General features: G+C 59.5%; 5 protein-coding genes. 3 read left to right on the top strand and 2 right to left on the bottom strand.

Annotated features, from left to right (window positions below):
• Positions 1–147: 147 nt before the first annotated feature.
• Together Q1Q75_RS17395 and Q1Q75_RS17390 are read left to right on the top strand one after the other, a co-directional pair.
• Complete coding sequence (locus Q1Q75_RS17395; RefSeq protein WP_300673193.1) at positions 148–771, top strand: class I SAM-dependent methyltransferase; 624 nt, start codon at positions 148–150, stop codon at positions 769–771.
• 137 nt (positions 772–908) lie between these two features.
• On the top strand, positions 909–1370 hold the full coding sequence (locus Q1Q75_RS17390) for a DUF1499 domain-containing protein (protein ID WP_300673191.1): 462 nt from the start codon (positions 909–911) through the stop codon (positions 1368–1370).
• Here Q1Q75_RS17390 and Q1Q75_RS17385 read toward each other — a convergent pair.
• Together Q1Q75_RS17385 and Q1Q75_RS17380 are read right to left on the bottom strand one after the other, a co-directional pair.
• Positions 1367–3865, bottom strand: coding sequence for an ATP-binding protein (locus tag Q1Q75_RS17385; protein WP_300673189.1), 2499 nt, complete (start codon positions 3863–3865; stop codon positions 1367–1369). The genes Q1Q75_RS17390 and Q1Q75_RS17385 overlap by 4 nt on opposite strands.
• 49 nt (positions 3866–3914) lie before the next feature.
• On the bottom strand, positions 3915–4577 hold the full coding sequence (locus tag Q1Q75_RS17380) for a response regulator transcription factor (RefSeq protein WP_300673187.1): 663 nt from the start codon (positions 4575–4577) through the stop codon (positions 3915–3917).
• A gap of 369 nt (positions 4578–4946) precedes the next feature.
• Between Q1Q75_RS17380 and Q1Q75_RS17375 the strand changes: the two genes are divergently transcribed.
• On the top strand, positions 4947–16178 hold the full coding sequence (locus Q1Q75_RS17375) for a leukotoxin LktA family filamentous adhesin (protein ID WP_300673185.1): 11232 nt from the start codon (positions 4947–4949) through the stop codon (positions 16176–16178).
• The last annotated feature ends 36 nt before the right edge of the window (positions 16179–16214 follow it).

The following is a 16214-nucleotide window of genomic DNA, read 5'->3' as shown; positions in this document are numbered from 1 at the left end:
CCTTTAGCCTTTAGCCTTTAGCCTTTAGCCTTTAGCCTTTAGCCTTTAGCCTTTAGCCTTTAGCCTTTAGCCTTTAGCCTTTAGCCTTTAGCCTTTAGCCTTTAGCCTTTAGCCTTTAGCCTTTAGCCTTTTTTTTTGGAGCCCCTCATGACAAAACACATGGAAACCACCATCCGCACCTACGATCAATGCGCAGGTGCCTATGCAGATAAGTTTATGGATTACCCGGCGTATCAGGAGATGATGGTCCGGTTTCGGGACCGGTACGTGACGGATGGCGACGCGGTGCTGGACATCGGGTGTGGTCCGGGGAACAATGCGGTGCTTTTGAGTGAAAAAAAAGTGCGACTCACCGGGATCGATCTGTCGCCCGAGATGGTAAAGCGGGCACAGGCCCATGTGCCGCAGGGTGATTTTCAGGTGGGGGATATCCGGGCACTTCCCGAGATCGGGCCGTTCCATGCCGTGATCGCCTCGTTTTGTATCGTGCACATCACATCGGCAGAGGCCCGGAAGGTTATCGACAAGGTTGCCTCCCTTTTGGCTCCCGGCGGGGCGCTTTATCTGAGCTTCATGGTGGGCAAACAAGACGGCTATGAAACCGCGTGTTTCTCCGATGGCGGCGAGATTCATTTTATCTACCATGACCCGGATCAGGTTAAAGACTGGCTTGCAGAAAATCATCTCTCCATTGTGGAGACCCATCAAAGCGATTACCCGGAACCGGATGGAAGCCTGACAACGGATATTTTTCTGTTTGTTCGGAAATAGCCTCTGGAAAGCGTGTCGGTGGCACAGCCGTATGCGATGGCCCTGGTGACCGTTCTTGCGTCGTTTTTAAACAGCGTTTATGATGCAGTGAGATTCAGCTTAAGGTTTTTTCGCCAACCCGTTTTGTGGAGGTGGTTATGACTCTCAAGCCCTTTCTTCTTGTGCTCCTGGCTTTGTGCGTATTTCTCGGGTGTTCGTCTGGTTTGTCCAAAAGGCCCCGGAACCTCGGCGTTACAGACGGCGCGCTGGCCCCCTGTCCCCAGTCTCCCAACTGTGTCTCCACCCGGGCCGAGGATGAAAAACACCGGGTGGCCCCCCTGTCTTTTTCGGGTTCCCCGGCCGATACCATGGATCGCATCGTCTCTCTTCTGATGGAGACCCCGCGCGTCACCCTTGTCACCCGCACCGACCACTATCTTCACGCCGAAGTCCGTTCGGCTCTTTTCCGTTTTGTGGATGACGTGGAGGTCTTGATCGATGAGGTCGAGGGAACCCTTCATTTCCGATCGGCCTCTCGTAGCGGTTACAGCGATTTTGGCGTCAACCGCAAGCGCATCGAAAGGCTGAAGAAACGCCTGTCGTCATCGCTTGCAGATTAAGGCCAATTTTTCAGCTCTGTTTTGTCCGTCCCTTCATCTCGTCCCTCCATCTCTCGGATCTGGGCGTTTACCTTCTCCATCACCCTGTCGGCGGCCTGCCGCAGGGGGTGCAGCTCTTCTTTTTTGATGGGGTCTCCGGCTTCGAGTCGGTGCTCAATGGCCGCCGCGATACCTGCCGTTTCATGGGCGCCGATGTTCATCAAGGCGCCTTTGAATCGGTGCACCCTCACCTCCAGCTCGGAAAATTTTCCTTCCTTTGCCATGCCCTCCATGATGTTTACCCCATTCCCATGATTTTCCCGAAAGACCCACAGCAGTTTCAGGTAGAGGTCCCGGCCGTATTTATGTTCACCGCCTGAGGCATCCAGTACGGGAGACGGTGTGGTCTTTCGTTGGATTTTGTTTTCGGGAAGCCAGGTGAGCAGCGTCTTCTGAAAGAGGGCCAGGTCGATGGGTTTCTGGATGCAGGCATCGAAGGGACCGGGTTTCATCGGGTTCATCGTGTCTCCGGCGCTGAAGGCGATGATGGGGGGCAGAGGCCGTGGCGGCATCAGAGCCCTTAATTGCTTTGTGGCCGTGTAGCCGTTGATTCCCGGGAGTTTGATATCGGTGAGGACCAGATCGAATGGCTGATCGGAGTCCATGGCCTGGAGGAAGGCTGAGCCTGTTTTGGCTGTATGGACCGTGATGCGGTGCCGGGACAACAGCTCGGTGATCATGGTGCGGCTTAAGGGGTCGTCTTCCACCAGGAGGACTGATGCCTCAGGGGCCGAAAAGCCAAGAGAGGGGGTACCGGGGGTGGGCAGGGGCTTCAGGGTCGCGAGAGATCGTTGGGGGTCAACGGGTTCCTGGAACACATGAAAGTCGAAACGGGTTCCTTTGCCTGGCGTGCTGGTGCAGGTGATGCCTCCCCCCATACGCTCCACCAGATGCCGGGTCAGGGCCAGTCCGAGCCCTGTCCCTTGCACCTGGTGGGTTGAAAATTGAGTGAATTCTTCGAAAACATGGGGCAGGTGTTCCGGGGCAATGCCGGTTCCGGTATCGGTGATGGTGAATGCCAGACAGATTTTTTCTCCTTCTGCCTGGCACCCGATACGCTGGCATCCGATACGAAGGGAGATGATGCCGCTGTCCGTGAATTTGACAGCATTGTGCAAAATGTTGAGGAGCACCTGTTTCAAGCGCATGCTGTCGCCGCGAAGGGCGTGTGGAATCTCCGACGAGGCGGAAATATGGAGTCGGATGGGTTTTTTCCCCACGGTCTGTTCCACCAGGGCCACAATATGCCCGATGAGGTCGTGGAGGATGTAATCATGCTTTATGATTCTGTATTTTCCGGCGTTCATGCTTGAGATGTCAAGCACATCATTGACGATACGGGAAAGGTGTTTGGCCGCTGATTTTGTGTGGCCGATGTAGGTGGTCTGTTTTTTATTCAGCGGGGTGTCGCTGAGGAGTTCAATAAAGCCCATGACCGCATTCAAGGGGGTCCGGATTTCATGGTTCATGTTTTTGAAGAAATCGTGTTTGGCTTTAATCGAAGCCTGCTCCACAAGGAGGGTGTTACGAGCCAGGTGGGAGCCGGTGATGCCGACGATGAGAAGAATCACAGCGGCGGTGAAGGCGTAGAGAAGGATATAACTCATCCGCGCTTTATGGAGGGTAGATTCAGAGATAAAGGTGAGAATTTTCAGTTTGTAACGCTGAATGTCCTTGATATAGGCGGTGTACTCCTGGCCATGGATGGTGACGATTTCTCCGTTTATAGCCCCGTTGGCACGGCTGAGATCGGTGTTCTTAAGGGTGGTGAGGCGGGTAAATCCGGCGTCGGGGTCCTTGGAATGAGCAATCACTGAGGTGTTGTTGTGGGTGATGACGATGAACCCGGACTGGAAGGCCAGGCTCTGCATGATTTTCTGGTAGCGGGAAAAAAGAAAATCGATGCTCACCACACCGAGGACCGTGCCCGATCGGGAGAGGACAGACCTTGAGATGGAGGCCATCGGGTACCCGCCGGGGACACTCAGGTAGATATCGTTGATAAGGGGCTGGCCGGGGCAGCGCAGTGCTTCGATGTACCAGGGGCGGGTGACCGGGGTGTAGCCTTCGGGCAGGCGAATGTCTCGGTCCACAATCAGGGAGCCGTCCCGGGCGCCAAGATAGACGTAGAGGTAGTTTTTGTTGAACTGTTTGTAGTCGCTGAGAAGAGCCTGAACCCCTTGCTCAAGGGCCTTTCGGCGATCGGATCCGGTCACCGGCGTTTGAAGAAGGGTGGTCACGGTGTCGTGGGTGGCGATCTCCTCGATCTGGGCAAAGGCGGTGCCGATGTCTTCGGAGAGAGTGGAGGAGAGGGTGGTGAGGGCGATGTTCGCCGTCTCTTTGAGGTTTTTTGTTGATTGCCGGATGGAGAGGTTGATGCCGATGACCGCCATGACCGCCAGGGCCGTGAGGACGCTGATGAAGAAGATGGTGATCACTTTAAGGGACAGTTTCATGGGACGGACCGAAGCGGGGCGGAGGGGGTCTCTTTCTGGCCGACCCGGCTCATGCCTTGGGCTTCCCGGCGGCGGTCAGGCGGTAGCCCCGGCCCCATTTGCTGACGATGGACAAAGGGCTCTGGACGAGGGCGAGTTTTTTTCGGATGTGGGAGATGTAGGTCCGTAAGGCCCCCTTGGATGTTTCCAGGTTGGTGGAGCCCCAGACTGTTTCTATGAGCTCGTCGGAAGAAATATAGGTGTCGTAATCCAGGTGGAGTCGGTTCAGCAGTTGATGTTCGATGGGCGTCAGGTCGATGGGAAGAGCGGCTTTCTGGAGACTCGTTCCTTTTATTTCATCGATGGCAGGGGCCGGGGTTCTTCGAAGGACGCACTCCAGACGTGCCACCAGTTCATCCATATCAAAAGGTTTTCGGATGTAGTCTTCGGCCCCTGATTTCAGGCAACGTATGGCATGCTTCGGCAGGGACTTGCTGCTGACCATGACAAAGGGGATGCCCTGGGCCTTCAGGTGGTCTGAAATTTTATACCCGTCTCCGTCAGGCAGAAGGATGTCCACCAGGGCCAGGGAAATGGGGGTCTCCTGGATGGCCCACATCGCCTCCCTGCACCCTTCGGCATGAAGGACCCGATAGGTATCACCCAGCTGTCCGATGGCGTGTTTGATCAGGAGGAAGTCGGTCTGTTCATCTTCGACAACAAGTACATTCATAGCAAACCACTCTGTAACGGCTTAAGTCAGCATGGGGGCCCCCCCGATGGGCTCATGAGGCGATTTTCTGCCTGAGGCAGCGGATGTTCCCTGTGCACTCACTTTTATCTCTCGTATACCCATGCCTTTGTTTCTCTGGGTGTTTTGTCAAGCAATCGATTCAGCGAATTAATAGTAATTAATATGCCAAAAATGGGGTTTAAGTCAATCCCCACTCTTTGCTTGTTATAGAAGGATAATAACAATTTTTTGGCCTTCTTTTAACTTTTTTTTGTAGTTTTTCAAGTGTATAAAAAACGTTTTCGGAAATTTGTCTTTTAGATAAGCGCGAACGGGCGCATCGGGAACGCAAGGTATATGGGGGACAGGATGTTGAATGGTCGTGGGTGTGGATTTTTGGGGCTTCTGACGAAAAGCCGCTTGCCTTATAAACCGGTTCTTGTTTGGTTCCTCTGTTTTCAGATGGCGCTGAACAGCCTGGGATTGAGCATGCTGCTGGCTGCGGATATCACCCCCGCCGGGTCGACGCTGACCGATATTGCGACGGTTGCGGATGATTCTCATCTGATCAATATCACCACCGGAACAACGCGCGGGGTCAATGCCTACAACGCCTTTGATCACTTCAGCATTGAGTCCATGGACACGGTGAACCTCCATCTGCCGGATGGGACAAATAACCTTCTCAACGTGGTCCGAGGCGAGCAAGCCACCGTCAACGGTGTTCTCAATGCCATCAAAAAAATAGGCGATGAGCATGTCATCGGTGGCAATGTGTATTTCGCGTGTCCGCAGGGCTTTGTCGTGGGGGCCACGGGGGTTGTGAATGTGGGGAGCCTTAACGTGGCAACGCCCACGTTGACATGGTCTGATGATCTCCTGGCGGGCGTGGCAGAGGATGCCAACGCGAAAGGTTGGGTCGAAAGTGGTGCCATTGCACGGGTGAACCTCGTGCCGGGCGGCCTGATTTCCATTGAGGGGACCCTCAACGCAATCGATTCCATTGCGCTGAAAGCCGGCTCTCTTCAGGTGGGTGGCCAGCTTCTTTCTGGGGCTCAATTTACTGGGGCGGAGATCGATTTTTCCGATGTGGTGAACATCGGGACTCTCTCCAGCAATCCGGGGGATATCCAGCTTGTGGCCGAGGGAGAGAGTTCGGCCAGCCTTTACCTGGGGACCGGGGCGGTGGTGAGAGGCAGGAACGTCTCCCTTGTCTCCACCGTTGATTCAGACAGCCTTAATCCGTTGAATACGATTTCAGCCACCCTCAACGTGAGCGGTTCCAAGCTCACAGCCACAGAGGCTCTGACCCTTTCTGCCACGGCGACCCAGGCCCCTGATATGTCAAACGGGGTGCTCGAACTTCGTTCCGCGACGGCAGACCTGACGGTCGCCGACAGCACGCTTAAAGCCGGTGGGATACTCTCTCTTGATTCGAAGGCCACCACGGCCCTGGCCTTAGAGGGGCTGACGTATGCCGGGCCTGCCCGTCTTGCCATCGGGAGGGCCGTCACCACGGCCCAGGCCGTAGTGACGGGAGCCTCTTCTCTGGAGACCACCACCGGGGATGTCTCCGTTAACGCCCAAGCCGCCACTACCTTGTCAGCGGCCAAGAGTGCCACGACCATAGGGGGGGCCTCCCCGATTTCCGGTGCGGCGTCTTTTTCTCTTTCCGATGTCACCAACACAGCCACGGCCCGCATTGGCGGGGACACCACTGTTTCCACCGGCGGGGATCTTCGGGTCCATGCCCGGGGCCTCACTGAGGTGGCGACCGTTGCCGATGCGACCTTGGTGGGCAGTGCCGGTGCCGCCGCTTCTCTGTCTCTTTCCTTTGTAACGCAAGAGGTCACCTCCGAGCTGACAGGCAACGCCGCGGTGGCAAAAGCTAAAAATGTATCGGTGACGGCCGACGGGAAAACCACCCAAAACACGTATGCGCAGTCTGGCGTGACCTCTGACGCAGAGGCATCGAGTGGGCTGTTGAAAGATGTGCTGGCGGGGACAGGTGCCTTAGATGAAGGCCAGCAGGCCGAGGTCAACAGCCTCATTGACAAGGCTTCTGGGGCCTTGGGAGGCGGTGCTTCTGGATCCCAGGTGGCCGGAGGCGTGGCCTTTGCAAAAACAGGCCATGCCGTGACCGCCCGCATGGACACGACAGGTACGGTGATCACGGATGGGGATGTGACGGTGGGAACCCGGAGTCTTGCCAACGTGGACACTTTGGCCAGTGGGATGACCAGTGGTGGGAGTCACGGGGTGGGGGCGGCTGTGGCCATCTCCACGGGTCGTGTCGCCAACAGCGCGGAGCTGGGGGCGACTGTGAAGGCGGGGGGCACCGTCACCGTGACCGCCGGTTGTACCGATATGGATCCCCAGGTGCCGGAGGATGGCGGCGAGCCCCTTGCCGACCCCGACCAGAGTTTCTCCACAAAGGCCTACTCCGGCCAGAGCGCCGACGGTGTGGGCTTTGCCGGAGCGCTGGCCATTGACAACCTGGAGACCCTCACCCGTGCCGTGGTGACGGATGCTGCCCACATTACGGCGGCCAATCTCTCTCTCTCGGCGACGAATGCCACCACCCATGAGGCGATAGCTGACGGGTCTCCTGAGGAGGCTGATTACACGACCGTGGACGATTTGTTCGCCACCTATGAAACCGCCACCGGTGCGCCGGCCGATCCTGCACGAAGTGTGGGGGTGGGGGCCTCCGTGGCCCTTAACTTTGCCGAGAACGAGACGACCGCAACGCTGGCCGGGGAGGCCACGGCTGATTTAACCGGCGACCTGCGTCTGACGGCCGACTCAAAGAATACCAGCCACACGGAAGCGGTCTCTGGAACCTCCGGCGGCATCGCCATCGTGCCGGTGCTGGCCCTGTCCGGGACCTGTGATACCACAGGGGCCGTTGTTTCTGCAGGTACAGGCCAGGTGGCGGTGGGGGGGGAGGTGAGCCTCTCCTCGGTGCACCTCCATGACAACACGACCCTGGCCAATGGGGACGCCTCCGGTGGCGAGACGGCTGCCGTGGGGATGTCTGTGTCTCTGGCCCTGACCGAAGATGAGAACACGGCAGCCATCGACCGGAGCCTTGCCGCCACCGGCGCCATTGATGTGACGGCCGAGAGCCGGGTGAGTGTCTCCAGCACCGGCATCGCCTCGGCCGGGGGGAGCAGCGATGAGCCCAAAGACGGGAGCCTCAACGCGAAGGTGAGTCAATTTTTTGCCTTTAAAAACGCCATGAAAAAGAAGGCCAATAAGCCCGGTAAAACTGGGAAGACCGCGACAAAAGCAGAAGCCTCGGAAGGTGGGGTTGGTTTTGCCGCCGCCGTGGGGATTACCGATGCCGAAAGTCACAGTCAGGCCCGCATGGGTTCAGGGGCAAAGGTTTCATCCGGGGGCACCGTAACGTTGACCAATGGGTCGTTATTGGGTGCCTCGGCTGCGGGAGATGGCGCGGCCTCAGGCGGTAAGGCCGGGATCGGGGCTGGTGTGGCCATCAACGTGGCAACGCAGTCCGGGCTTGCGTCCATTGACGCAGGTGCCGACGTGCAGGCCGTCTCGTTGACGCTCGATTCGAAAACTTCCGACGCCAGCGAGGAGGCGAACGCCTTTTCTGCCACAGCCACGGCCGGTGCCGGCGGCAGCAAGCTGGCCATCGCTGGGTCCGTAGCGATCAATGTGGTGACCAATACAGTTGAGGCCTTCGTCGATGGCCTCCTGCGCATCACTGAGGCCGTGATGATTCAAGCCAGCAACCGGAGTGTGGCCACCTCCATCGCCGGGGCGGTGGCCTCGGGGTCGTCTTCGGGAAGCGGGGCGGCAAAGGGCATGGGGGTGGGTGCCTCATTTTCCTTGAATGATGTCGCCAGCAAAAGCCTGGCACGGGTCGGTGGCGAGGCACAGATGACGGGGGCTGCAAGCCTGGATCTTCGGGCAGACAGCGAAAATCATCAGATAACGTCGGCCGCAGCTGGCGAAGACCCGGAGGGCCTTGCAGGCACTGATCCTTCGGCCACAAGCGCCGTGGCCCTGGATGCGGCGGTGGCCTTGACGGTCGATAAAAATGAGACCCGAGCCATGATTGAGGCGGGCACCGGCCTTGTGACCGGTTCCGTGACGCTTGTGGCTTCCGCTGTTGACTCCAACACCACGGAATCCCGTGGGGACGCCAGTGGCGATAAAGCCGCTGTGGGGGCCAGCGTGGCCATTGGCACCAACCACGCCATCACCGAAGCCATGGTGAACCGGGGTTTGACTGTGACCGGTGATTTGTCGGTTGCTGCAACCCGCACCGGGTCCGACACGGTGTCGGCTATCGCCACCGCCATGGGGCTCTCCCTGGCGCGTTACCTGAATCGGTTCAAGACGTTGGAAGAGGGTATTTTTTCCGGTGAGTTTGGTAAAACATCGGAAAGCGACACAGCGCCTGAAAAGCCCCAGAGCTCCAAGGCGCTCTCCAAACATAAGGCCAAGACGGGAAAGGGTGGCATCTCCGTGGCGGCGGCCGTGGGGGTGAACGATGTGGATGATATCACACGAAGTGGCATCGCATCGGGGGTGACGGTTAAGAGCACAGGGAACATGGAGATCACGGCTACGGAGGCCTCTATGTTTGAGACCGAGGGGTCAGGGGCTGCGGTCTCCAGTGGTCTCGGCATCGGCGTGGGGGTGGCCATCACCAGCCTGGGCAAGACCACGGAAGCCGTGGTTGGCTACACCCCCACGGAAGCGGCTGGTGGAGGAAAGACCACCGTAACGGCCGGAGGTCATCTGATCGTGGCTGCCGAGGCACGCCGCAACGCCCGTTCTTCGGAGGATGGGTGCCTTGCCGCAAAGGCCGTGGCCGGGGCTGGCGCAAAGAACATCGGCGTGGCGGGTTCACTGGCCATTGTGAACGCCGCCAATACCACACGGGCCGCCATTGAGGACGGGCTGGTCAATGCCGGGGCGACCACGGTGTCGGCCACCGACACCGAGCGTCTCTCTGCCTTTGCTGGGTCGGCCTCGGCGGCAGGGTCGGTGGGGATCGGAGCGGGTTTTGCCCTTCTTAATGCAAATTCAACGACCCAGGCATCTGTGGGCGGGAGTGTGATCGCGGATTCCCTGGCTCTTTCAGCCACACGCAAGCGCGTTGGGGAGGCACCCTCTCTGGATGGGCTTAAGGGGTTGATCCCGGAAAACCATCGCAAAGCCTCCAACCATTATGCCGAGGCGGTGGCGGGCACTGCGGGCGGGACTCTGGCTGTGTCCGGTTCTTTTGCTCTCAACCATGTGGCGGAAACCACGGAGGCGGCGGTGGCGGATGGCGCGAAGATCATCACCACCGGGGACACCACAATTCAAGCGTCGAATCAGTCCCGGACCCGGACCTTTGCAGGGGCCGTGGCCGGCGCCGGAAATGTTGGCGTGGGTTTGAGCAGCGCCACCACCGTGATGGCATCCCAAACCGACGCATGGGTGGGCGCGGGAACACAGGTGGCCGCAGGCAGACACATTGCCGTTAAGAGTGCTTTTGACAATGACCTGGCCGCAGGAACCATCAGCGCCGCTGGGGCCGGAACGGCCGGGGTCTCCGGAACGGCCACGGTCACGGTGATGAAGAACAGCACCACGGCGGCCACCGGGGATCATGTGGATTTTTCTGCCGGTGGGGGTTTGACCCTCTCAGCTCTTGTTCATGCCACATTGGATCATGTCGCCGCGAGCATCGCCGGAGGGGGGGTGGCCGGAATCGGCGGGGCGGTCTCGGTGATGACCGTGGGCAACCTCACCCAGGCCCAGACAGGGAAAACCAACACGCTTGATGCCGTGGGGACCCTCACGGTGAAAGCCGAGGCCCACGAAGAGGCTGACAGCCTGACCATCAGTGGGGCGGGGGGCGGTACCGTGGGGGTGGCCGGGGCCGTCTCTGTTGCCACCCTGAAATCCTCCACAAAAGCCCTTATGGGGGAGAAGGCCATCATCAACAGCCGGAAACGGGGGACTCTTCAGGATGTCGCTGTTTCGGCCCTTCATGATTTGAAGCTGAGTGGTATCGGGGGCAGCGCTGCCGGAGGCGGGGTGGTCGGTGTTGGGGCCTCAGCCGATATCGCCATGGTGCGGACTATCACAAAGGCAGAGATCGGCAAGGACTCTGTGGTGTCCGCAGATCGGGACCTCTCTGTTTCTGCAACTTCGAATAAAGAGATCTCATCAAAGACCGTGGCCGCTGCCGGCGGGGGGACGGTCGGTGTCAGCGGGGCCACCTCCCTTCTTTTTGTGGGAGAATCGTTGAGCAGCGAAGCAAAAAAGGCCATCGGGGGAGAGACCACCGGGGCCCTGGTCGATGGCCGTGCCGAGGGATCGGGGGCTTCCGTTTCAGACGACCTCAGCGCCACGAATACGACATTGGAGACCCAGGCATCCACAGGGTCAGGGGTGACCCTTCGTGCCGGCAGGAATTTGACCGTGGACGCCCTGGATCAGACCCATGTGGCGGTGAGCTCGGGTGCGTTGGCCGGAGGCCTTGTGGGGCTGGGTGGTGATGTGGCCATTGCCAGGATCCGCAGCAACACTCAGGCCTTCACCGGGGCGACAAATACGCTCTCAGCCGGTTCAGATCTTACGATTTCCGCGGCTGCACGCAACCTGGGAGGGCAGGCTTCGACCGTGAAGGCCCTTGCCGGAGCCGGGGGGCTTGTGGGCGTGAGTGGTGCCCTGGCCAAACTGGACGAGGCCAACGTGACCCTGGCATACACAGGGGAAGGCAATACCATCGCCAAGGCTGGGACATTAAATCTCTCGGCCGTGGAAAGCCGAGATGTGAAGACCGAGGCCTTCGGCGCGGCTGTGGGAGCTCTCTCCGGGGGGGTGGCCCTGGCGCGTACCCAGCGGGACTCCGAGGTGACGGCCCGTCTTGGGAAGAATGCCCGGGTGGGTCAGGCCACGGAGACCCAGGTTGGGAGCCTGAACATTGACGCCCATTTTGGTGGCAGCGCCACATCGAAAGCCACCGCGGGTTCGGCAGGGGTCGCCAGCGGTGCCGGTGCGAGCGCGCAGACCTCGGTGACCAGCAACGTTCTCAGTGAAATGGCTGATGGAGCCCAGGCGCGGGTGACCGGTGATGCCCAGGTGCTGTCGGCCAATGAAGTGGTGGCAAGCAGCACCGCGGCGGGGTGCAGCATCGGGGGGATCGCCGCGGGAAGTATCGATGCGTCCACCGTGATCAATGGAACGACCCGATCCCGGGTGGGGGATTCGGCGCATCTGAACGCGGGGAACAATGGAGCGGTCAAGTCAGCAACCCTCATCTATGCCGGAGAGTATGACGAGACCAAAGAAGGGGACAATCGGTTTTCCGGGGAAACCGCAGGCTACGGCGGTGCCGGCGGCATTGTTGGCATTATCAAGACGAATGCTTCGGTGACGGTGACCACGTCCACCACCTCCGAGGTGGGGGAGGGAGCCGAACTCACAGCCGGGGACACGGTGGATGTTGAGGCCGTAGCCGGTATTTCGGCGGTCGCTCGGGGAAAACAGGATTCTCTGGGGTGCACCACCGGGAACGGTATTACGGCCTCCGTGGTTGTGGACAATACGACCACCGTTGCGATCGGTAATGGTGCTACCCTCAAGGCCGATACCGTGAACCTCACCTCTCGGACCGCTTATCTAAGGGGCACGGCGGATTCGTTTACCCGGACCTATGCTCTGGGTTCTCATTCGACCTCCACAGCCAAAGTGGATATCACCACGAACGCCAAGGTGACAGTGGCTGAGAATGCTAAAATAACAGGTGAGAAAGCGATTAATATCCTGGCCCGTCAGGACAATATGTCGGTTTTGAGTATCGCCAACTCAAAGATTGGCGGTGGGGTTACGGGAAGCCTGGTGTCCAATGCCGACGGGACGGTGAAGGCCCATGCCGATGTGGTGCTGACGAAAGGGGCCACGCTTCATACCTCTGCCCTGACGGTTGAAACGGAATCGGCCATTGCCGACAGCAGCTACTCCCGTCATGCCGATACCGATGCCAAGACCGTGGTCAAGCTCATCACCACCACCATAAAAACCATCTCTAAAGTGTTTTCCTGGATTCCTTTTGTGGGGCGGGCCGTGAAAAAGATTGTTAAATGGATTACCAAGACCATTGAAACCATCATGAACAGCACCGAAACACGAAACATAACAGGCTCCCGGGAGACGGGCAGCAGCATTCTGATGGATGCCAATGTGTCTCTTATGGGCTCGGCCAATCCCGAGCTGGTGATCGATGAGAATGGGCACCTCGAAAAGGGAGCCGCTGATGCGGTAAGCGAGGTGGACGGCGAACTGGTGATGAAGGACATCATCAACGACAAGATCGGCAAGGTGACTCTCTCCGCAATCGACGGGACCGTTAAGGGGGCCGGGGTGATCTCCATCAAGAACAGCTACGACACCGTCAACGTGACGAACCGGTCGAATAAAAATCTCAAGGTGGGTGAGATTCAGGTGATGGGTGAGTACAACGGCGAGCCCGCCGTTGAGGTGATCGCCAAAAATTCTCATGATTTTACCGTCATCTCTGGAACCGATAAAGGCTGCACCGTCTCCATCGATAGCGTGGGCGGGGGCGATGTGGTGATGACGAAAGCTGTCAACAATGAGTTTGGGACGGTGGCGATTACGACGGACACCGGTGATATTCTGACCCGGGATGCAGGGAAACTTCGGGCCACCCATCTGAATCTTGATGCCGGAGGGAATATCGGAAGCCCGGGGAATTCCTTGAACGTCGCCATGCAGGGGGGCACCGTCTCCGCCGAAGCGGATGGGAACCTTGCCCTGACGGTGGCACGCAGTCAGGGGCCGGCAGAGTGGGTGGATGGGGATTATGTCCTGACGGAGACCACGCGGCTGGAGCGTATTGCCGCCGGGGGTGCCCTCTCCCTTGAACTCCGGGACGGCACCACCCGGGTGGTGACCGAAACGATCACCCATCACAGCGAGGCGATCCAGAAGCCTTCAGGCATGGCGGATTTTATCTGGGAGTGTGTTTTAGCGGGACTTACGGAGGATGAGAAAACCATCCAGTGGGACACGGCTGAATACACGGAGACGACTCCTGGCGCCACCGGTGCTTACGAGATCGGTACCCTTCAAGGGGGGGGCGATGTGAACGTCCAGGCCAACAACCACGCTGACTTCACGGCGGACCGCATCACCTCCACCGCGGGTTCTGTAACGGTTTCTGTACCCAATGGCAGCTATGCGGTGGGGCAGGTGGAGGCCCAGCAGGGCTCCGCCGTCCTGAACGTGCGGGACGCCATCACCGATGCCCGGGTTGACGGGACCTGGAACGTGAAAGCAAAACATTTTAATTTGACGAGCGCCACGGCAGGCATCGGCGCGGCCGACGCCCTGGAGGTGATCCAGACCGGGGCGGGCGGGGCGCTTTCTGCCTCAGCCCAGGGGGCGGTTCATCTGACGGCCGTCGAGAACAATCTGGCTATTGGGGAGGTGGCGGCCACCGGCCCCATCGAGATCACTGGCAGAGGGTCGCTTTTAGATGCCAACGACGATGGGGTGAACCTCACCGCCAGCGACATCGTTCTCACCGCCGAGACCGGGGCCGTCAATTTGGATGTGAACTCAGACAGGCTGACCCTTGCCGCTGCCACCGGGATTGACGTGGAAGAGACGGAGGGCGACCTCAATTTTACCCGGGCCACCTCTGCTTCAGGGACGGTGCGCCTGGTGGCCGCGGGGAACCTGGTGGACATCGACGCCGATGAAGAGGTGGATGTGACAGGGGATCGGGCCGAGCTGGTGGCGAGAAACGGGAAGATCGGTTCGGCGGCACAGGCGGTCCGCATTGCAACGTCTGAGGGTGCCATGAACGCCTCTGAGGATATTTATGTGATCGCCGATGGTGATCTGGCCCTGGACGGGGTGACGGCAGCAGGTCGGCTGGCCCTGACCGTAGCCGGGAACCTGTCTGATCACAACGGGGAGGCGGTAAATATTTCTGCCGATCGCGTGGTTCTTTCTGTGGGCGGGGGGATCGATACCGACACCCTCTCCGGCACGGTGGACGTGACGGCCCATGGCGATGTCCATCTGGAAGAGACCGAGGGCGATTTGATTCTGGCGTCGGTAAAGACCGGCGGGGATGTGACCCTTGGGTCGCGAAAGGGAGACCTCATCGGCCGGGCAGAAGGGAACGATGTGGAGGGTACCCGGGTGACCCTTTCCGCCGCCGGATCAGTGGGGACGGCCGAGGATGTCATCCTGATTGACAGCCATGGGCGGGTGGATATGGCGGCCGGCACGTCCATTCACCTTGAAGAGGCCGATGGGGCGCTTATGGCCGGGGCGGTCACCGCCGGGACGTCGATTCATTTGAAGGCGGACTCCCTGGCCAATGACGGCGATGCCGAGACCCGGATTGCCTCCGACTCCCTGGTGGTGGACACCCAAGGGAGTGTGGAGGTCGACACCCGTGTGGGCTCCGTGGACGTCCGGGTGGCGTCGGCAGGAGATGTGACCCTGAGGGAAGCCGACGGACTCGTGATCAATCGCATCCTCCTGGCTGACGGGGACGTGGATTTGAAAGCCGGCGGGGATATTCTGGGGGGCGGTAAGGATACGCATATGACGGCACAAAACGTGGCTGTGACGTCCACCGGAGGGGGGATTGGTACCGAGGGTAGCCGTATTGTCCTCGCCTCCAACGGCACCGTCTGCCTGGACGCACGGGGTGATATTGCGGTGACGGAGGCAGAGGGCCTTGTCCTTGAAAACCTCACCAGCCGGGAAGGCACCGCGGATGTGCTCCTTGACGCCGGAAACCTTGAGGTGACCACCGCGTCAGCGGCGACGGCCTTAAATTTGACGGCCGCAGGTGGCCACCTCTCCGTGGGGTCGGCGACGAGTCCGAAGATGCGTCTGGTGACCTCCCTGGAAACCGGGACGGTCACCGTGGATGAGGCGATTATGAGAGACGCCGTGGTCCGGGGCGGGACGGTGCGTCTCACCGCTCGTCATGACGGTGGTGAGGGCCCCATGACCCTGGATGTGGAGACGGCCGGGGGGAAGGCAAGTGACCGTATAAATCTCGATCTGGAGGCGGCCCCCGGGGTGGAGATCATCAATCTCCAGGCGGTGAATGCTGATATACGGGTAGCGTCTGATGACCTTCTGTTGTCTTCTGCCAGGATCCTGAAACGGGGAGATATTCGCAATGCCTACAACCATGTCATCACGGACAACGATAACCTCACTCCCCAGGCGTGCACCCTCCAGCTCTATCCCGAAGGCAAGCGCTTCAGCGCTCATTTGATGACCGAGTTTGACGTCACCACCAGCGCCCGCGCAGTCAATTACGATGACCGCTTCATCACCAACGAGTTCAGTACCGAGAACAGCATGGTGCGCCAGGCTGAGAAGGAGCTGGCCCAGGCCGCGCCGCCGGAACCCCAGAAGAAGGCCGCCTCTGAGCCCATGGCCATGGGGGTTGTGGCTGTCGCTGTGCCGGTGATGGTCGCGCCAATTTCTGTCTCACTGGATGTTCCGCCGGTGGCCCTTGGAGAGGCGGGCATGGGCGTGGATGGGCTTTTGGACGTGGTGGCACCTTAAAAAACGATGCCTCCGGCGGCCCTGCCGGGGGCAGGC

This window comes from Desulfoluna sp., from assembly GCF_030145185.1.
Classification (GTDB): Bacteria; Desulfobacterota; Desulfobacteria; order Desulfobacterales; family Desulfolunaceae; genus Desulfoluna.
The sequence above is the reverse complement of the archived record's forward strand: the minus strand, read 5'-3'. Positions and strand labels throughout refer to the sequence as shown.

Excerpts from the sequence above, each read along its gene's own strand:
- Q1Q75_RS17395 (WP_300673193.1), top strand. The coding sequence starts at position 148 with ATGACAAAACACATGGAAACCACCATCCGCACCTACGATCAATGCGCA.
- Q1Q75_RS17390 (WP_300673191.1), top strand. The coding sequence starts at position 909 with ATGACTCTCAAGCCCTTTCTTCTTGTGCTCCTGGCTTTGTGCGTATTT.
- Q1Q75_RS17385 (WP_300673189.1), bottom strand. The coding sequence starts at position 3,865 with ATGAAACTGTCCCTTAAAGTGATCACCATCTTCTTCATCAGCGTCCTC.
- Q1Q75_RS17380 (WP_300673187.1), bottom strand. The coding sequence starts at position 4,577 with ATGAATGTACTTGTTGTCGAAGATGAACAGACCGACTTCCTCCTGATC.
- Q1Q75_RS17375 (WP_300673185.1), top strand. The coding sequence starts at position 4,947 with ATGTTGAATGGTCGTGGGTGTGGATTTTTGGGGCTTCTGACGAAAAGC.